19 protein-coding genes are annotated in these 19930 nt (G+C 33.2%); 8 read left to right on the top strand and 11 right to left on the bottom strand.

Features of this window, described 5'->3' with window-relative positions; genetic code table 11:
- Nucleotides 1-99: 99 nt before the first annotated feature.
- On the bottom strand, nucleotides 100-867 hold the full coding sequence (locus tag NU08_RS19955) for a sulfite exporter TauE/SafE family protein (protein WP_129748822.1): 768 nt from the start codon (nucleotides 865-867) through the stop codon (nucleotides 100-102).
- A 124-nt stretch (nucleotides 868-991) separates the two neighbouring features.
- Between NU08_RS19955 and NU08_RS19950 the strand changes: the two genes are divergently transcribed.
- Complete coding sequence (locus NU08_RS19950; RefSeq protein ID WP_129748821.1) at nucleotides 992-1516, top strand: hypothetical protein; 525 nt, start codon at nucleotides 992-994, stop codon at nucleotides 1514-1516.
- An 88-nt stretch (nucleotides 1517-1604) separates the two neighbouring features.
- Nucleotides 1605-1940, top strand: coding sequence for a hypothetical protein (locus NU08_RS19945; protein ID WP_129748820.1), 336 nt, complete (start codon nucleotides 1605-1607; stop codon nucleotides 1938-1940).
- A 12-nt stretch (nucleotides 1941-1952) separates the two neighbouring features.
- Here NU08_RS19945 and NU08_RS19940 read toward each other — a convergent pair whose 3' ends face one another.
- Both NU08_RS19940 and NU08_RS19935 read right to left on the bottom strand, forming a co-directional pair.
- Nucleotides 1953-2861 (bottom strand): patatin family protein, encoded by a 909-nt coding sequence (locus tag NU08_RS19940; protein ID WP_129748819.1) that lies wholly within the window; start codon nucleotides 2859-2861, stop codon nucleotides 1953-1955.
- Nucleotides 2862-2994: 133 nt separating this feature from the next.
- Nucleotides 2995-5055 (bottom strand): M1 family metallopeptidase, encoded by a 2061-nt coding sequence (locus NU08_RS19935; protein WP_129748818.1) that lies wholly within the window; start codon nucleotides 5053-5055, stop codon nucleotides 2995-2997.
- A 67-nt stretch (nucleotides 5056-5122) separates the two neighbouring features.
- Here NU08_RS19935 and NU08_RS19930 point away from each other — a divergent pair, with 67 nt between their 5' ends.
- The 3 genes from NU08_RS19930 to NU08_RS19920 are packed head-to-tail and all read left to right on the top strand — an operon-like array spanning nucleotide 5123 to nucleotide 6779.
- On the top strand, nucleotides 5123-5893 hold the full coding sequence (locus NU08_RS19930; RefSeq protein WP_129748817.1) for a diphthine--ammonia ligase: 771 nt from the start codon (nucleotides 5123-5125) through the stop codon (nucleotides 5891-5893).
- Complete coding sequence (locus NU08_RS19925; RefSeq protein WP_129748816.1) at nucleotides 5894-6274, top strand: hypothetical protein; 381 nt, start codon at nucleotides 5894-5896, stop codon at nucleotides 6272-6274.
- Nucleotide 6275: 1 nt separating this feature from the next.
- Nucleotides 6276-6779: a hypothetical protein gene (locus tag NU08_RS19920; RefSeq protein ID WP_129748815.1), complete on the top strand. Its 504-nt coding sequence runs from the start codon at nucleotides 6276-6278 to the stop codon at nucleotides 6777-6779.
- Between the two features lie 2 nt (nucleotides 6780-6781).
- On the opposite strand, the gene NU08_RS19915 is transcribed toward NU08_RS19920, so the two are convergent.
- The 4 genes from NU08_RS19915 to NU08_RS19900 all read right to left on the bottom strand — a co-directional run bounded on the left by NU08_RS19915 (nucleotide 6782) and on the right by NU08_RS19900 (nucleotide 10067).
- Nucleotides 6782-7177, bottom strand: a complete 396-nt coding sequence (locus NU08_RS19915) for a DUF4348 domain-containing protein (RefSeq protein ID WP_129748814.1) — start codon at nucleotides 7175-7177, stop codon at nucleotides 6782-6784.
- A complete protein-coding gene (locus NU08_RS19910; RefSeq protein ID WP_129748813.1) occupies nucleotides 7177-7716 on the bottom strand; it encodes a DUF1697 domain-containing protein in 540 nt (179 codons plus the stop codon). The genes NU08_RS19915 and NU08_RS19910 overlap by 1 nt, the downstream gene beginning before the upstream one ends.
- Before the next feature lie 32 nt (nucleotides 7717-7748).
- Nucleotides 7749-9515 (bottom strand): hypothetical protein, encoded by a 1767-nt coding sequence (locus tag NU08_RS19905; protein ID WP_242502608.1) that lies wholly within the window; start codon nucleotides 9513-9515, stop codon nucleotides 7749-7751.
- A 129-nt stretch (nucleotides 9516-9644) separates the two neighbouring features.
- A complete protein-coding gene (locus NU08_RS19900; protein WP_129748812.1) occupies nucleotides 9645-10067 on the bottom strand; it encodes a hypothetical protein in 423 nt (140 codons plus the stop codon).
- Between the two features lie 259 nt (nucleotides 10068-10326).
- On the opposite strand from NU08_RS19900, the gene recG reads away from it, so the two are divergent.
- Nucleotides 10327-12435, top strand: coding sequence for an ATP-dependent DNA helicase RecG (gene recG / locus NU08_RS19895; protein ID WP_129748811.1), 2109 nt, complete (start codon nucleotides 10327-10329; stop codon nucleotides 12433-12435).
- A 196-nt stretch (nucleotides 12436-12631) separates the two neighbouring features.
- Here the strand turns inward: recG and NU08_RS19890 are convergent, their stop codons facing one another.
- The 4 genes from NU08_RS19890 to NU08_RS19875 form a co-directional block, all read right to left on the bottom strand.
- Complete coding sequence (locus tag NU08_RS19890) at nucleotides 12632-13237, bottom strand: PAS domain-containing protein (RefSeq protein WP_129748810.1); 606 nt, start codon at nucleotides 13235-13237, stop codon at nucleotides 12632-12634.
- A gap of 60 nt (nucleotides 13238-13297) precedes the next feature.
- Nucleotides 13298-13642, bottom strand: a complete 345-nt coding sequence (locus NU08_RS19885) for a hypothetical protein (RefSeq protein WP_129748809.1) — start codon at nucleotides 13640-13642, stop codon at nucleotides 13298-13300.
- Nucleotides 13643-13719: 77 nt separating this feature from the next.
- Nucleotides 13720-14574, bottom strand: a complete 855-nt coding sequence (locus NU08_RS19880) for a hypothetical protein (protein WP_129748808.1) — start codon at nucleotides 14572-14574, stop codon at nucleotides 13720-13722.
- Nucleotides 14575-14606: 32 nt separating this feature from the next.
- On the bottom strand, nucleotides 14607-15206 hold the full coding sequence (locus NU08_RS19875) for an AhpC/TSA family protein (protein ID WP_129748807.1): 600 nt from the start codon (nucleotides 15204-15206) through the stop codon (nucleotides 14607-14609).
- Nucleotides 15207-15684: 478 nt separating this feature from the next.
- On the opposite strand from NU08_RS19875, the gene NU08_RS19870 reads away from it, so the two are divergent.
- Nucleotides 15685-16743 (top strand): efflux RND transporter periplasmic adaptor subunit, encoded by a 1059-nt coding sequence (locus NU08_RS19870; protein WP_129748806.1) that lies wholly within the window; start codon nucleotides 15685-15687, stop codon nucleotides 16741-16743.
- An 86-nt stretch (nucleotides 16744-16829) separates the two neighbouring features.
- Complete coding sequence (locus NU08_RS19865; protein ID WP_129748805.1) at nucleotides 16830-19928, top strand: efflux RND transporter permease subunit; 3099 nt, start codon at nucleotides 16830-16832, stop codon at nucleotides 19926-19928.
- The last annotated feature ends 2 nt before the right edge of the window (nucleotides 19929-19930 follow it).

The following is a 19930-nucleotide window of genomic DNA, read 5'->3' as shown; positions in this document are numbered from 1 at the left end:
TTTTGAGATGCTAAGATGCTAAGTTTTCTGAGATTCTAAGTTTTTGTTTAGACAAAAGAGAGAAAACTCAGCAACTTAGCATCTTAGAATCTTAGTAACTCATTTAAAAAACACATCAAAAGCAAATCGAATCAATGTTCCGACAACCACAATCAAAAAGAAAATTCTAATAAATCCGTTGCCTTTATTGATCGCTAGTTTTGCTCCGAGCCATCCGCCAAGTCCGTTGCTGATTGCCATTGGAATTGCGATTGCCCAAATGATTTTTCCTTTTATCATAAACAAACAAATCGAACCGAAATTGGTTGCCAGATTTACCATTTTAGCATTCGCGGAAGCGTGAAGAAAATCAAAACCCAGAAGTGCAATAAAAGCCACAACAAAAAAACTTCCTGTTCCTGGACCGATAAATCCATCATAAAATCCAACAATCATACTAATAACAACTGCATACATAATTTGAGTTACTGCAGAATGATCTTTTGCAACATGCTGACCAAAGTTTTTCTTCGCATACGTGTAAATGAACAATAATGACAAAACGACAAGTAAAAGCGGTTTCATAAAATCATTACTAACAAGCGTTAAAACAGTTGATCCCAAAAATGCAGAAGGAACGGCCAAACACATCATTATAATTAGCAATTTCCATTGAATTACTACTTTCTTCAAATACTGAAAAGCGGCAAATGCAGTTCCACTAAAAGCTGGAATTTTTAAAGTCCCAATAACAGTCGAAACAGGAAGATTTGGCAATAAAATTAGTCCCATTGGCGTCTGGATTAATCCGCCGCCGCCAACAATTGCATCAATAAAACCAGCGGCAAAAGCCGCTAAACAAAGAAAAAGTATTATGTATGAATCCATTAAGAATATATTTCTGTCGCAATAAAAAACAAGTTGCAAAAATACAGCTTCCTTTTTGTTTATTACCACAAATTTAAAGTTGATTTTTAACCAAAAAGTATATTTTTGCTTAAAAATTATTTCAATGGATTTCAACAAAATAATAGAACTTGCGAGTTATACTTTACCAGCTTTAGTTACAGGAGTTGTAGCTTATCGTTTCTTTGAGTTACATATTAAAAACAACGATAGAAAACGTGCTTTTTTGTTAAACAAACAAGCTCATAAAGAATCGCTTCCTGTGCGTTTACAAGCATACGAGCGTATGACTTTATTTTTAGAACGTATTAATTTGACAAAATTGTTAATTAGAATTGCTCCTATTTCGCAAAACAAAAATGATTACGAAAATTACTTAATTGACCTAATTGAGCAGGAATTCGAACATAATTTAACTCAGCAAATATATATGTCCGAAGAATGTTGGACAATCATTACAACCGCAAAAAATGCTACAATCCAAATGATTCGTAAAGCTGCTATGAGCGATAAAGTGGACAATGCCGATAAACTCCGCGAAGTAATCTTAAATGATTTATTGGAAAAACAATCGCCAAGTAACGCTGCTTTAAGTTTTATTAAATCTGAAGTTGCAGAACTTTGGTATTAATAATATTTTAGACTTTAGATTTTAGACTTTAGACTTTAGATTTTAGACTTTAGATTTTATATTAAAACTTTGTAATTTATCACTTATTATGACAAGAATTGGCATTTCTAGCAATACTGCAATTCCATGTTTTCAGGTTATTAGATCTAAAGGGTATTCTATATCTTCAAAAATTTATTTCATTGAAGATATAATAGAAGACGCAACATATGAATTTATTGCCGAAAAAGATGGAAATGAATTTGTTGCTGATAATTTAGAAGAAGTATTAGGATTAATAACGATGTGGGAACATCGTGGGAACACTAATAACAATATTGATTGGCGCGCAAATCATGATGAGCATTTAGAATATAGGAAAGTTTTAGATAATTCAAAGATTTTTGATAAAAATGGTAATGAAGTTAATGAAGATGAATTATAAATTCATCTTCATCTAAATCAATATTTTATTATCACTCATAACCTCAGACTTATTCTGAGCATATTCATAACCTTGCTCCCACCATTCTTTCATTACCTCTTTATTAAAAATCAAGGCATTATCGGTTAATTTTATTGGAGTGTAATATAAGTTCAATTTCACATTCTTATTGTTTGCCATAAGTTTTCCTATAGCAATGTCGTGTTTTTCTACCTGATCTAAAGCAATTCGGAACAAATCGATCATTAATGAAAATGGATTTTTACCAATTACTGTTTTTGTTGTATTTACCTCTGTCTCAAGTACGATTACATCAATTTCTGTTGCTCCTCTGTTAATTGCTTCACGAATTGGAACTAAGCTTGAAAATCCGCCATCACCATATTCGCAATTGTTTTTTTCAACCAAACTCATAAAAGGAACATAATTACTCGATATCCAAGACCATTCGCAAAACTCTTCATAACTACAGTCTTTCACCGATTTATACTCAGATTCGTTTTTAGTAAAATTGGTCACCGTAACAATAACGTCGGTTTTAAGCTTTTTAAGTTTATTAAAATCTGAAAGTGAAAAATTATTTTGGATATACTTTTTCAATCCTTTGCTTTCTCCAAAAGTACGTTTCCCTTTAAAAAACTGACGCAATACATTAAGGTGATTAATGGTCACAATATCAACGCCATCCTTATTCTTTACTACAAACGGACAAATATTAAAAATACTTGACATCGTTACATTGGTATAAACAGAATGAATTTTTTTTATATGACCGAGAGCTAAATGCGGAATCAATAAACTTCCTGTAGAAGTTCCTATAAACAAATCGTATTCATGTTTTTTCTCTTCTATTAAATACTGGGCAACACCACCGGCAAAAGCGCCTTTACTGCCACCTCCTGAAATAACCAATGCTCTCATAAATTGTAATGTAGGTTTTATTTTTGGGATATTTTTTTGGACTCAATAAGAGGAAAGAAGCAAGAAGCAAGATTATTTTTAAATCCTTTTCTGTGAATCTTGCTTCTTGCTTCTTTCCTCTTTTCACTCTAATTTACTCTTTCAATAAACGATTCAATTGGAATTGCTCATCGGGTGTCAAATTAGGTAAAATTCTATTAAAAGAAGCACGCATTTCAGGATTTTTTAACAGGAGCCTTATCGTATCTCTTCCAAATTTCGAAAACTGCCACATATGGTGCGTAGTAGTGCCAACTAAATTACTCAAAACGTGATCGTTAATAATTTTAAAAGCGATCAGTTTTTCTAGAGCATTTTGTCTACTTGTTGCTTCATATTTTGTTGATGAAAATGCGATTAGTTCATTTGCCAAAGAATCGGTATCGCTACTGTAATTTGGCGTTGACAAAGCAAGAGAAAGCCACAAAGTCCTTAAATTGTAATCGTTGAAGCCAATCCAATTTTTAGATTTATCCAAGTATTCTGTTCTATGATCTGGAAAGTTTCGCCACAGCCAATAAAGTGCTATTTCTTGTGTTTGATATGATTTATCATCCAAAAGCGTTTCATAATTTGCTCTAAAATCTTCAGGAATTTTAGTTAGAGATCCTGCCAGATTTTGACGGACTCTGATGTTATTAGTCTGCAATGCCAAAAGCAGAAGAGCTTTTTTGTCTTCGTATTTCTCATTTTCCAATTGATCAACAACGGCTTCTTTTACTGATTGATATACATCAGACTCTAGAGTTGTTTTCAAAATGTCTTTTTTCTCTGCAAAAGGTGTTTTTTTCAGCTTGTCGATTTCCAATCGCTTTTGAATTGCTTTGTTTTTACTCAATAATGCATTTGCAGTTGGCGTATCAAAAGCAGTCGATTCTAACCAAGTTTTCTGAAACTTATCTAGATCAAAATCAGAAACTTTTTTAATTTCATCAAAGAAATTCTGTGTGTTTACAGTTTGATAAGCATATTTATTCAGATAGCTTTTAATTGCTTTTTTAAATGCTTTATCGCCAATTGATTCGTGCAGAACAAACAATGCCCAAGCGCCTTTTTCGTAAAACGTAAGCGAACTTGCTTTCGCATTCAAAACAGGAATTGTGTCCGTTCGAGACGCAAACTTTATTTGTTGCGCTGTGTCGTATAATTTAGAGTAAAAATAATCTTCTCCATAAATGTCTTTTTCAGCAAGCAACGCAAAATAAGTGGCAAAACCTTCTTGAAGCCAATGATGCATGCTGCTTTCGGCGGTAATAAGATCTCCAAACCAATGATGCGCCAATTCATGAGCGTCTACATTAGTATAATTTCGATCACAAAAACCAGTTGAATCTACGACATAACGGGTCGCAAAAAGAGTCGAAGTTGTATTTTCCATTCCTGCATACAAAAAGTCTCTAACTGGAATTTGTCTGTTGATTTTCCAAGGATATTTTACACCTATTTCTTTTTCAAGGAAATCAAAAATGCGTTTCGAGTAACGATACGTTGGCTCAAAACGATCTGCATCTTTGGGTTCGTAATAATATTCTAAAGGAATTCTACTCTTAGATTTAAATTCTTTTTTATCAAATTTCCCAATAGCCAGCATCAATAAATACGAACTCATTGGTTTTTCCATTTCAAATTGCCAATGATCCAAATTTCCATTTGCAGTTTTTGCTTTTAAAACTCCGTTAGAGACCACCTGATAATCTTTATCAAAAGAAATCCCTAAATTGAAAATCAATTTTTCATTTACATCGTCAAAACTCGGAAACCAATTGCTTGTATATCTGCCCTGCCCTTGTGTCCAGATTTGCACTTCATCATTTCCCATGTCAACAAAATAAAGCGCTTGTTTTGGTTTTGCTGTGTAATTGAATGTCAAATGATTTTGCCCTTTACTAAACGGAAAAACCAATTTTAACTCTTTATTGGTATTAACAAACATGATTTCGTTTTCATTGACTTTCACATTCGAAAATTCCATGTTTTTAGCGTCAAGCGAAATTGTATCGGTGTTTTGCAATACCTCAAATTGAAAATCGACAGCTCCAGAAATAAGTTTATCTTTTGGATTTATAGACAATTGCCCTGAAACCGATTTAAAATCAACGTATTGCGTTTGCTGAGCAAATAGAAAACTGGTGAATAATAGAAAAATGTATTTCATTGAAACAATTTTGAAGGCGAAATCCCAAAGTTACAAAGGTTTCCTTTACAAATAGAATGAAATTTGTATGTTTACAGTATTAAAATGCCAAATCGTGTCTGAACCTCAAAAAGCCTTATTTAACTGGAGCAGCGGAAAAGATTCTGCTCTCGCTTTATACAAAACACTCCAAAATACTGATTTTAAAATCGAATGTTTATTGACAAGCGTAAACCAGCAATATCAGCGTATTTCTATGCACGGAATTCGTGTTGAATTACTGCACGAACAAGCGCAGAGCATCGGAATTCCGTTAAAAATTCTAGAAGTACCCGAAATGCCGACAATGGAAGTTTACGAAAAAGTGATGACTGAAACGTTAACTGAACTAAAGCAAAAAGGCATAACGCATTCTATTTTTGGAGATATTTTTTTGGAAGATTTGCGTCAGTACCGCGAAAATCAATTGGCAAAAATCGGATTAACAGGTGTTTTTCCGATTTGGAAAATACCAACACAGAATCTAATTCAAGAATTTATTTCATTGGGTTTCAAAACAATTGTGGTTTGTGTAAACGAAAAATATCTCGATAAAAGTTTTGTAGGCAGAATTATCGACCAAGATTTTATAAATGATTTGCCAGAAAACGTTGATGTCTGCGGTGAAAATGGCGAATTTCATACTTTTACTTTTGATGGACCAATATTCTCTAAACCTATTGATTTTGAAATTGGAGAAATTGTTTATAGAAAATATGAAAAACCAGAAAAACAAGATTCGTCCAATACAGCTTGCGATACAAATGATGAAACTGCCTTCGATTTTGGTTTTTGGTATTGTGATTTAATTAAAAAATAAATGAAATTTTTCTTTAAATTAGTTTTTCTTATCCTTGTTTCTTTTTCTCTTCAAAGCTGTTTGGTCAGCAGATGCAAGAGACCTCAAATAACGGGATACATTTATGATGCCGAAACGAAACAGCCTATTGAAAATTGTAAAGTTGGCGAGACTTTAACCCAGTCAAACGGTTCTTTTTCATTAAAAGAAAAACGCTATCACCAATTTACTTTTTTGGGCTTTGAAGCGCCTACTTTGTCTGTAAATGAACCTATACAAAAAGAAGGTTACGAACCTCAAAACATTCAATTTATGCAGCCTTTTGGCGGTGGAATGAAAAAAGGAGCTTTTCATAGTGCAGATACTATTTACATCAAGAAAAACATTTTAAAAACAAACTGACATGGATTTAAAAGAAAATGAGGAAGTAAAAAAAGTAATATTCTTTTTGAGGGAAATCGGAATTGATATTATCGAAAAAGAGCTTGGAGAAACTTTTTTGCCAGGATTGGATTTAGGTCCTGACTGCATTTATATCGATTACAATAAATTATTATATCCTGGTGATATTCTGCATGAAGCCGGGCATCTTGCTGTAACGATTCCATCTGAAAGAAAACTAGTCGGAACCGTAGAAATCTCTAAAGATTGGCCAACTCAAGGCGACGAAATTGCGGCGATTTTATGGTCTTATGCAGCTTTAAACCATTTAAAGCTTTCACCTGATTTTGTATTTCATCCGAACGGCTATAAAGGTAATTCTGAATGGTTCATTACAAATTTTACTTCAGAAAATTACATGGGATTGCCTCTTTTGGAATGGATGGGAATGTGTCTTGGAAAAGAAAAAGCTGAAAAAGAACAAAAAATGCCTTTTCCAGCTATGCAAAAATGGATTAGAGATTAACTTTAAGTCGATTGATCGACAAAAGTTTTCAGGAACCATTTGTTATCTTTTAATTCAAAAATATAGTCAATATAAATTCCGCTATCTAGTCCACGCTCTTCAAGAGTGGCTTTGCTTTTCTTTACTGATAATGTACGTTTTAAATATTTCTCGTCAGCCTTATTATTGAGATGCAGCACCTTATATTTTTCCTTTGTCATTGTATAATCCAACAATTCAAAATCTTCGTTGTTTGCTTTGTATTTTAAAGGAAAAATAACTCTACTAATTTGAAATTTAGAATCTGAATTGAATTTCTTAAAAAACTCATTAAAATCTTCTGAAGTCGCTTTTGAGGTTTGAGCCAGAGCTACTGAGCTTAGTCCCAAAAGGAACATTATAAAAAAATATTTTTTCATTATTCATTATACATTTTAAGCAAGTTCGTAACCGTATTCCAGTTACGAATTGTTGCTGTTACGTTTAGTTTTTTCTCGATATATTTTTGGTCAAAACGGGTTTTTCCAGCACCGACGGCATATTTAATAAAAATTCTATTTTCATCAATGCTGGCTTCGTCTGGCTTGAATTGACTTATTTTTAAATCGTTTATACTTTCCTTTTTCAAATTCATTGAAACAAAAGCAACATAAAGTTTTTTCATATCAATGTCTTTTTCTTTTAAGAACGGATTATTGGCAAAACACAATTCCAAGTTTTCTTTGGTAATCATCACTACAGGAACTTCATGACCGAAAACTTTAAAGATTTCCTGTTTAATCATAAAACCAACTTTTGAAGCTTCTTCTTCGCTATCCACAAAAACATTTCCAGATTGCAAATACGTTCGTACATTTTGAAAGCCAAGATTCTCCAACATTGCTTTCAAAGCTTCCATTTTCATCATATTATGCCCAGAAACGTTGATTCCGCGTAAAAGTGCTAAATGTGTTTTCATTCTTTTAATTTTTTTTTCAAAGATAAAAAACACTATTCATCTTCCTCGCTAATTTCAATGCCAAACTTTACTAAAAAGTCGTTAAACTTTTGTTTATATTTTGTCTGTGCTTCTTCTACAATTTCATCTGCTTCTTCGTTAGAATCTATTGCATCCAAATTAAACTCTTCTTTCACCCATTCGCGAAACTCCTCCTTATTTTCACTTTCTTCGTAATATTCTTCGTCTTGATAAAAATAAGCTTTATCAAAATCAACAGAAATTTCGGTATCCAATGTTAGAAGCTGAATCAGTTTTTGAGTGTTTTCTGCTACGATGTGAACTCCGCCTTCATCTCCAAAAACAACAATTGGGCAATTATTCAAATCTTTATCAACAATCCAATAGGCATAAGAGCTTCCTGAACCGTTTGCGCCTGCAAATTCGATAAAGCTGTTATAGAATTCTTCCTCTTCAGACCAAGTTTTTATACCCGTTTTATCATCAGTTATGGTAAGCCCAAAACATTCTGAATACGTTTCTACGCCATATTTCTGCTCAAAATCAAATAGCTTTACTAAATCTTCTGGTAGTTTATAATTGCCAAACTGAGAAGCATATTCTTCCAATGAAAATCTATTATTGTAATCCGAAAATTCTGTTTCATCTTCTTCGTCGTTATCCTCAACAACTTCAGCTGTCAATATTTCAAAAGTTCTCATGACAGCATTTTTTACACAGAAAAGTTCAATTCCTGGAGCATTTTCGTCATTCATCCATTGGTATTTTGGATCTCCGTTTTCGTCAAGATATTCCAAAATAAGCATAATTTCTTGGTCTTCATGACACCATAAAGCGCGCATTCTGATGCCAAAACCATTCGAAATTTCTTCAGAAATCTGGCTGTATTTTTTTCCTTCATAATCAAACGGAATAAACAAATAAGTTGTTCCTGAGATATGTCTAACGATTTTTCCGTTTTCTTTCTGTTCTTCAGTTTCAGACAGAACTTCGACCATATTAATAAACTGATTTCGGAAATCAGCATACATATATTTGTCCTTTTTGTCGTAATCTAAAATTGAAAGACCTTCTTTAAAAACATCTAAATAATTATTGCCTAATATTTCTTCGTTATAATCTGTATTTTCGACAAAAGAATCTTCTACAATATCAGATAATTTATGCGTTGAAGGAAGATAATTTTCAACAGTTATGATAGATCCGTCAGTATCTTGAACATTGCTGCAAATTAGAATGTCAGGTCTGTTGGCACTGATAATTGCCTGAACATCTGTAAAACGCTCAAAATGAAATAGCATATCATCACTATAAACCAGCCACGCCGTAAGATCTCCTTTTACAAAAAGTTCACCGTGATTGTATTCTCCAGCAAGTGTGTCGCATTGCAGACCGCCACCCAAATAATGAACGCTTCCGAACAAATTAATATTTACAGTTGTGGTTTTTCCTAAAACGATTAAAGCAGGAGAATTATCAGTATCAAAAGAGCTGATAAGCTTGGCAACCGTTAGATTTCCTTTAAAAATAAAACCTAAAATGAAAATATCGGGATGTTCTTTGGTACTGAAATCCATCTCAAATAAATCCATTTCTACGTCGTCTTCAGCTAATAGAAATATGGGATTCTCTTCATAATCGGGAAAACGCCAAGTGTCTTCAAAAACATTGTAGATTTTCTGATTCTTGAAATCGGTAAGATCTCCAATGATATTATGCGCTTCATGTCGGTTAATTACTTTGAATGTAATGCCAGAAAATACCACTGTTTCAAAAGGAACTTTTTCTTCTTTAATCATAATTTGAGGCTTATAATTTGAATGTTTAAACAAATCTAGTAATTATCTTTTTTATTAAAACAATACTGACGTTAAATAAAAAACCCCGTCAGGAAACTAACGGAGTTTGACAAGTTGTAATATTAAATTTTAATTTAATTTCGTAAATACGAAACTGGCATCACATGCACGAGCATCATCTATTAATTTTGCCGACTTGTCCAGAGTAAAACTTTCTATCAAACCACCTCCACAGCTCGAAATAAATGAATTGTCCTTTTTCTCTTTATAAGTTAATACAAAACGAGTAAGATTATCTTTGGTTATAATCTCAAAAGTTCCTGTCAGCGTTACATTGATATTTTCATATACTCTGGTTTTTGAAAATGTATTATCCTTATTAAAAATATAAGAATACTGATTTGAAGAAGGATGATCATTCTTAGGTTCATTATATTGCACCCATTTTCCATAATAATCTGTAATGGCTGTATCTGCCTTATTGTTTGAATCGTCATTTGAGCAAGAAATTAAAGAAGCAAACATTACAATTAAAAGTCCAATTTTTTTCATTTTTAAAGTTTTTGATGGTTAACTATTATTATTAAGATTTTACTTTCTTAAAATGGTTGCGTCTGCATTTAACTATTTAACGGTAAGTTAATATTCAAATAGTTGAAAACGATAATTCATTTTCAAAATTCCCAATTAAAATTTATCTTCGCTTTCTAAAAAGAGAAAAGAATATAGAACAAAGAGAAAAGACAAACATTATCTTTTTCTTTCTTCTTGCCCCTTTTAATCTTGCTTCAAAAAAAATCTAAATCTTCGAATGTCTAATAATCTTCTCGAAACTCCAATTGAATACTTGAAAGGTGTTGGTCCCAGTCGTGGTCAGCTTCTTCGTAAGGAATTGGGCATTCATAAATATGGAGATTTAGTTAATCTTTTTCCAAATCGATATATTGATAGAACGCGTTATTATAAGATTAACGAATTGCAGAATACGGGTTCTGAAGTTCAGATTATCGGTAAAATAATCAACATTAAAACCGTTGAATTTGCTAAAAACAAAAAACGCCTTGTGGCTAGTTTTGTTGATGACACAGGACAAATTGATTTAAATTGGTTTCAAGGTCATAAATGGATCCGCGAAAGTTTAAAGATCAATGAACCCTTAGTAATTTTTGGAAAATGTTCGCTTTACGGAAGTCAATTCAGCATGGCACATCCTGAAATTGAATTGCTTAGCGAACACGAGAGAAGTTTACGCTCGGCTATGCAGCCTGTTTATCCTTCGACAGAAGCTTTAGCAAACAAAGGCATTTCGAATCGTACGATTAATAAATTAATGGAACAGCTTTTTTTGGAAACACAAGCGCTGTTTACCGAAACTTTTCCTCCATTCTTGATCGAAGAATTAAAGCTGATTCCGAAACGTGCGGCATTATTCAATATTCATTTTCCGAAAAGCGCTGAGATTTTAGCGAAAGCGCAATTCAGACTGAAATTTGAAGAATTATTCTTTATTCAGCTACAGTTAATTACAAAAAATCTTATTCGAAAACATAAAATAAAAGGGCATCCATTTGATAAAGTGGGCGAACTTTTTAATGAATTTTATAAAAATCACCTTCCTTTTGATTTAACGAATGCTCAAAAAAGAGTAATCAAAGAAATCAGGACTGATATGGGAAGCAATGCTCAAATGAACCGTTTGCTTCAAGGTGACGTAGGTTCTGGAAAAACGATTGTGGCTTTTATGAGCATGCTTTTAGCAATTGACAATGGTTTTCAGGCGTGTTTGATGGCACCGACAGAAATCTTGGCAAATCAGCATTTTCTTGGATTGTCGGAATTTGCTAAAACATTAAATATCAATATTCGAATATTAACAGGTTCCACCAAAACTTCAGAAAGAAAAATTATTCATGAAGAACTGGAAAGTGGAGAACTTAAAATTCTTATTGGAACTCATGCTTTATTGGAAGATAAAGTGCAATTTCAGAACCTAGGTTTGGCTGTGATTGATGAGCAGCATCGTTTTGGTGTGGAGCAAAGATCGAAGTTGTGGAAAAAAAATGATATTCCGCCACACGTTTTGGTTATGACCGCCACTCCTATTCCGAGGACTTTGGCAATGAGTTTATATGGTGATTTGGATATTTCGGTTATTGACGAATTACCGCCAGGAAGGAAACCGATTCAAACTGTACATCGCTATGACACAAATCGCTTGAAAGTTTGGAAATTTCTTCGTGACGAAATTGCAAAAGGAAGACAGATTTATATTGTATATCCGCTGATTCAGGAATCTGAAAAAATGGATTATAAGGATTTGATGGATGGTTACGAAAGCATTTCTCGTGATTTTCCATTGCCTCAATATTCTATTTCGATACTTCACGGAAAAATGAAACCTGTAGATAAAGATGCAGAAATGAAGCGTTTCTCTGAAGGAAAAACCAATATCATGGTTGCTACAACCGTAATTGAAGTTGGTGTAAACGTGCCAAACGCCAGTGTAATGATTATAGAAAGTGCCGAAAGATTTGGGCTTTCGCAATTGCACCAGCTGCGCGGTCGTGTCGGTCGTGGTGCGGAGCAAAGTTATTGCATCTTAATGACTGGCCATAAATTAAGTTCTGATAGTAAAACCAGAATGGAAACCATGGTACAAACCAATGACGGTTTTGAAATTGCCGAAGTAGATTTAAAACTCCGAGGTCCAGGAGACATGATGGGTACACAGCAAAGTGGTGTATTAAACCTCCAAATTGCAGATATTGTAAAAGACAGGGAAATTCTTTCATTGGCAAGAAATTATGCCATGAAAATCTTAAGAGAAGATTCAGCTCTTCAAAAACCTGAGCATGCTGTTTTAAGAAATATCTTTATCGAATTAACTAAGAAAAAAAATATTTGGAATTATATTAGTTAAGGTGCAAAGGCACATAGATGCAAAGGCTCAAAGGTTTAATCTAAAAGAAAAACCTTTGAGCCTTTGCTACTTTGGGACTTTGAGCCTAAAAAAATACTTCATTGAATTCTAATATTCATGTGATTTAGTTTTGCTGGGGGACAAATTTTAGTTGGGGTCGAATATTTTTTTTAGAAACAATGAAGTATATAGTTGATTATTTCTTTTTTACATCATTCTTTTTTTCAAAAAGCCCGCTGAACAAACCTTTGCTTATTTTGTTTTTATCGTCTTTACCTGTTGCGATTAAATGATCGATATACTCCATGTAAGTTTTCTTTCTTTCTTCTAGAAAACCTACCAAATACTCTTCTGAAGCGTGCATACCACTGGTTTCTTCAATCTGCAAAAGTTTCTTGTACAAAGGCTCTATAAATTTTACAATGATATCGTTCGGAACCGATTTTCGCGTACAAAAGAAACCTACAATCTCACCATCGGTATCTGCTACAATTTTAAAATCGGTTACAACCCAGTAATAACGGCCTGTTTTAGCCATGTTCTTTATGATGACATGGATATTTTCGCTAGACTTAATGCTATCCCACAAGAATTTAAAAATAACCTTAGGCATATCTGGATGGCGAATTATGTTATGCGGCTGACCCACAAGTTCAAATTCATCATAACCAGAAACATCTATAAAGTCTTCATTCGCGTATAAAATGGTTCCCTTTTTATCAGTTTTACTTAGCAGTACTTTATTTTTATTCCAGTCCACTTCTCTATCAGAAGGTGTAGGACGGTGTAATCTGGTATCCATAAATTTTACATTTAAATTAATTTACAATTCAATAAGCGTATAAAATGAATCCTTAAACCTTCAATTTGACTCGATCTCCAAGACAAGCAGAATATTCCTGATTTTAAGAAAAACTGCTTCTAGCTCATTTTCCAGCCATTCTGGAATCTGATTATTGACAGCAAGATTCAGATTACGAATATCATTCACGATCTGAATAAGCTTTTTATACTGAAAATCAAGATCGTACACATTAGAATTATTTCGATAGTCTTTGAAAATTTCTCTGACTTCCATTTCAAACTCAGACTGAGCGCCAATTTTTTCAATTGAATTTAATGTGATACTTTCGTTTAAAAAATCATCAATAATTTTTTTAAGATTGTGCAGCGTAGGTACTGCTGTAGGCAAATCATGCTTAAACATATAGCAGGTTTAAAAATTAATATTATCTTATTTTTTTGGGGAAAAATTGATTCCAATTTTAATCGGAAGATAAAATTTTAATTTCTGCTATTTGTAGATTTTACATGTATGTCATTGACTAAATCATCAATTTTCTTTGCACTTTCTCTCATCATTTCAAGATAACTAAGCAATTTGTCGTTGTCTGTATGCCCTTTTGAAACATCAATTAGTTTTAAAACAGAATTTACAGGCAGTTTTAAATCTAAAGTTGTTCTATGAATAAAATCATTATAATCTTTTGTAGCTGACATTGAACTGTATTTTGCAGAAGCCAGTTTCATGTTTTCCAATTCATATTCATCTGAAATTTTTGAGATATGATTTTCGCTGTGTTCTTTAAAATAATATGCCCAATAGCCGTTCATAAAAAATACTACAGCAGCCAAAATAGTGTGAATAATTAGGGTTTCAAGATCAAAATTTACCTGAGAAAAGTAAACCTGAAATCCGTTGGCATCATTATAAATATAGTTTTGAAGATAAGCTAATCCAGCATGATGTAGAACAACAAGTAAAGTAAGCGGAATTTGAAGTTTCCAGTTCTGATAAATAATCAAGATTGTACTCGCTATAAATACAGTAAAATGCATTTCGAACATGCCATGCATCTGATAGATGTATTGTGCCATAAAAATAGCTAAGACAACTGATAAAACGTACTGGTAAAATTTAGAGTTTTTCATAAAAAATTTTGCCGAGTAGTACAACAAAAGATTTAGCGTTCCAACACCAACGCCAATTTCAAAAGTATCGTATTTAAAAGACAGTCCGATACCCAGAAGAAAATATACTGCAAGTACATAATTAATAATCGTATCTGATTTTTGTGTCATTGTAGACATAAAACTGTGCAGATAATCTTGTTCGTTTAAGCTAGCTTTTGTTTTCATAGGTTTTAGTTTTTGGGTTTTTGGAAAAATAGTTATTTAGTACATTTTGGTAATGAACATCCGTAAGCTCTGAGAGCCAAAGCGTTAAAAGACGGATTGTCTTTTCGGCTTAAAAGAGAATCTATCGCCATTTGAGCATAATTGCTCTGCGAATCGGTGCAATATCTGGTTTTATTGTAATTGCCCCTGTAATACAAATTATGCGACTGGTCTAACAAAACTGCCTGAGGTGTCGAAATTACGCCACAATTTTTAGCAATCGATTCATCAAAATAAACAGGAATTTGAGCATCAAATTTTTCTTGAATTTCATCTATGGTAAAACTCTTCTTTTTGTTTAACACCACGATTTTAAAATTGATCTGATCTCCGTATTTTTTTATCAAACTTTTTACATGTGGCACATTGAATCGCGAACATGGACATTCGGGATTAAAAAAATGTATGAAGATGGGCTTATTATCAAAAGCACAACATGGACCAAGTTCTACTTTAGATCCCATTGCTATTGCATGATAGTTCTTTGGTATGGGAGTTGGAAGACTGTATTTAAACTCATTCTGCCAAAACAGATAACCAATTGCAAGAAGTAAAAATGTAAACCATAAACTGAGAAGTAATTTTTTCTTCATAAATTATTTTTTTTAACATTATTCAACAACAAAGAATAAACACTTGTTAATATAATTATTCATTATATATAATCAAAAACCAAAAAAAACAACTTCTACATACGTATTTTAACATAAAAACCAAACGCAACCGTTAGCTTTTATCTCAAACTTTTTCATTTTGTTTAACATATCAATGTTACAAATAAAATCGATAAAGTGCAAAAAAAATCAGACAAATTGTGTAAAAATTCTTGCATTGCAGAAACAGCCTGCCTTTAGAGAATATAACAAAACACACTTTTACTAAAGTTTTATTTATTTCCGCTAAAAAAATTAACTTTTAATTAAACCTTTTTGTTCACATACAGTCTAAATGCAAACCTTTGTACATACAAATGTTAAATAAAAGCTAACGGCTTCCGATTTCACATCAAAAAGTTAAATTTGTAAGCTTGCTAAAAGACAAAAACCTAAAATCTATATTCACCTCAATTTTATGAAAGTAAAACACCTCATTTACACCCTTTTAATTATTACAATTGGAGGATTTATTACCTACAGAATTATATCTAATAAGGGCAAAAACGATGACTCTAAAAAGTTTAACGACAAAAAATCTCCAACAACTGTTAATGGAATCGTAATAAAAACTGCCACTTTTGACAATAATTTAGCATTATCAGGATCTATTGAAGCAAATGAACAAGTAGAAATTCATAGTGAGGTGTCAGGAATTGTTGAAGGAATATTTTTTAACGAAGGTGCCAATGTTACAAAAGGACAAGTTCTTCTTAAGGTAAATGATATTGAACTAAAAGCGCAATTAAGACAAGCTTTAACCAAAGAAGATTTGGCTGCTGAAAATGCTAGAAGAGCCAAATTACTGTTGCAAAAAGAGGCAATCAGCCAAGAAGAGGCAGATGTTGCAAAAGCCGACCTTGCTTCTGCCCAAGCTCAAAGCCAATTAATTAGAGCTCAAATTTCTAAAACTTCTGTGAGAGCTCCTTTTTCGGGAAAAATAGGTTTGCGTAATATCTCACCTGGAACTTATATTACTCCAACTGTTTTAGTGGCGAAACTGGTGAATACAAGCAAATTAAAAATCACTTTTTCAATTCCAGAAAAATACGCTTCAGAAGTAAGATCAGGATCTGTAATCGATTTTAAGGTTTCTGGTTCTGACAAAACTTACAATGCAAAAATTTATGCTATTGAACCAGAAGTAGCTGTAGCAACGCGTACACTTCAAATTCGTGCCCTTGCCGACAATATTGACGGAAAACTTTTTCCTGGAACTTTTGCAGATATCAAATTGCCTTTAAATATCATTAAAGATGCCATAGTTGTTCCTTCTCAAGCAATCGTACCTATTCAAGACGGTAAAAAAGTATATATCGCTAATAATGGCCAAGCTAAAGAAGTAATGGTTGATGCAACAACAAGAACAGATTCTTCAATTTTAATTTTAGCAGGATTAAAACCTGGAGATACTTTGATCACAAGCGGTGTTATGTCATTAAAAGACGAAGCTCCAATTAAAGTTAAAGTAAAATAATTCAAAGTTATGAGTTTTGGATTATGAGTTATGAGTTTTTAAAACTTATTATTCTAAAATCTGAACTTTAAAATCTAAAATTACAAATGAGTTTATCAACTACAAGTATAAGAAGACCTGTTTTAACCATAGTACTGAATTTATTAATTATATTATTCGGTTTTATTGGTTATACTTTTTTAGGTGTTCGAGAATTCCCTTCTATTGACCCTGCGCAAGTATCTATTCGTACCAATTATACTGGTGCCAATGCCGACATTATTGAATCGCAAATTACAGAACCTCTTGAAAAAGCAGTAAATGCAATTGACGGAATTAGAAATATTACGTCCTCAAGTAACCAAGGAAGCAGCAATATCACAATTGAATTTAATCTTGATAAAGATTTAGAAGAAGCAGCAAATGATGTTCGAGACAAAGTTTCGCAAGCCATTAGAAATCTTCCTCAGGATATCGATGCGCCGCCAGTGGTATCAAAAGCAGATGCGGATAGTGATGCTATTATTTCGATGACCGTTCAGAGCGATTCAAGAAATTCTCTAGAATTAAGCGATTATGCAGAAAATGTTATATCTCAACGTTTAGAAACCATTCCAGGAGTCAGCGGAGTACAGATTTGGGGACAAAAACGTTACGCGATGCGTTTATGGATTGATCCTGCAAAACTTACTGCTTATGGCTGTACAGTAGCCGATGTGCGTACAGCTTTGAATGCACAAAATGTTGAGCTTCCATCAGGAAAACTGACTGGTAACAACACCGAACTTACAGTAAAAACTATTGGAAATCTTTCTAAAGCAGAAGAATTCAATAACATCATTATTAGAACAGACGGAGATAAAATTGTTCGTTTGAGTGATGTCGGAGGTGCTGAGCTAGGTCCAGAAAATATCGAAACCAAATTAAGCCAGTCTGGTCTGCCAATGATTGGTTTGGCCATCGTGCCAATGCCTGGAGCAAATTACCTAGATATATCGAAAGAATTTTATAAAAAATATGAGGCCTTAAAAAAAGATCTCCCAAAAGATATTAAATTAAATATTGCTCTTGACAATACTATTTTCGTAAAGAAATCAGTACTTGAAGTTGCTGAAACATTAGGAATTTCAGTGATATTGGTAATCATCATTATTTATCTTTTCTTTAGAGACTGGGCGATCGCTTTTAGACCTTTAATTGATATTCCGGTTTCGTTAATTGCTACATTCTTCATAATGTGGTTATTTGGATTCTCAATTAACGTATTAACTTTATTAGCAATTGTTTTGGCGACAGGTCTGGTTGTGGATGATGGTATTGTGGTAACCGAAAATATCTTCAAAAAAGTCGAAGAAGGAATGTCGCCAATTGAAGCAGCGATTAAAGGTTCTAACGAAATTTTTTATGCTGTAATTTCGATTTCTGTAACACTGGCAGCGGTATTTTTACCTGTAATCTTCTTAGAAGGTTTCGTTGGAAGACTTTTTAGGGAATTTGGAGTTGTAATTGGTGCCGCAGTATTAATTTCTGCCTTTGTATCATTGACATTAACGCCAATGTTGAATGCTTATTTAATGAAAGGCGGCGAACAGAAAAAGTCAAAATTTTATATTAAAACTGAGCCTTTTTTCGAAAAAATGAATAGCAGTTATGCTGAAGCGCTGACTAAATTCATGGATAGAAAATGGATTAGTTTCCCAATACTAATTGCTTGTTTCGGGTTAATTTATTTATTCTTTACCATTCTTCCAAAAGAAACAGCACCTTATGATGATAGAAGTTCTGTAACAATGCGTATGACCATGCCTGAGGGTTCATCATACGAGTATACAGACCGTTTTATGCAGGAAATTTCAAAATTAGTTGACGATTCTATTCCTGAAAAGAAAGTAAGCTTAGTTATTACAGCACCTGGTTTTGGAGCATCTGCCACCAATACAGGTTTTATTAGGCTCTCATTAAAAGAACCAGATGAAAGAACTGTTTCTCAAAAAGATATTGCCGACAAATTAACCAAATGGACCAAACAATATCCTGATGCTAAAACCGCAGTAATACAGCAGCCTACAATTGCAGTTAACAGACGTGGAGGATTGCCAATACAATACATAATTCAGGCTCCAAATTTTGATAAACTTCGAGAAAAAATTCCTCTTTTTATGAATGAGGTAAACAAAAGTGATGTGTTTTCGACAACGGATGTCAACTTGAAATTTAACAAACCTGAAATAAACGTTTCTATTGATCGAGCAAAGGCAGAAAGTTTAGGAATCTCTATTCTTGATATTGCCCAGACTTTACAGCTTTCCTTAAGCGGACAGCGTTTTGGCTATTTTATTAAAAACGGAAAACAATATCAGGTAATTGGCCAGTTTGACCAAAAAGACAGATCTAAACCTTTGGATTTGACATCTATCTTTGTGAAAAACAAAAACGGACAATTAATTCAAATGGATAATGTTGTGAAAGTTTATGAACAAAGCAATCCGCCGCAATTATATCACAATAATAGATACATGTCTGCAACTGTTTCAGCTGGTTTAGCGCCAGGAAAAAGTATGGGAGAAGGTATCGAGGAAATGAACCGAATTAAAGCCAAAGTTTTGGATGAAAGTTTTACTACCGATTTAGCTGGAGAATCGCGAGATTTCGTAGAAAGTAGCTCTAATACTTCTTTTGCTTTCGGATTGGCATTGTTGCTTATTTTCTTGATTCTTGCTGCACAGTTTGAAAGTTTTATAGATCCGTTTATCATCATTTTAACGGTTCCAATGGCGGTGGCTGGAGCTTTATTTTCACTATGGCTATTCAACCAGACATGGAATATTTTCAGTCAGATTGGTACGGTAATGCTGATTGGTCTGGTAACCAAAAATGGTATTTTGATTGTAGAATTTGCTAATCAGTTGCGAGAGCAAGGCAAGCCAAAATTAGAAGCTATTTTAGAGGCTTCTGAAGCACGTTTACGTCCAATTTTAATGACCAGTTTAGCCATCGCTTTAGGGGCGCTTCCTATCGCATTGTCACTTGGTGCAGCGTCAACCAGCAGAATTGGTATGGGAGTTGTAATTGTGGGAGGAACAATCTTTTCATTGGCTTTAACGCTTTTTGTAATTCCTGCAATTTATTACATGTGGTCAAGAGCTAGAAAACATTATCCAGAATTTGACCATATTGACGAATACGAAAGAGAAAGCATTAAATAGAA

The sequence above is a fragment of the Flavobacterium anhuiense genome, from assembly GCF_004151235.1.
Lineage (GTDB): Bacteria > Bacteroidota > Bacteroidia > Flavobacteriales > Flavobacteriaceae > Flavobacterium > Flavobacterium anhuiense_A.
Note: the sequence above shows the minus strand (reverse complement) of the source record. Positions and strands in the feature narration are given on the sequence as shown.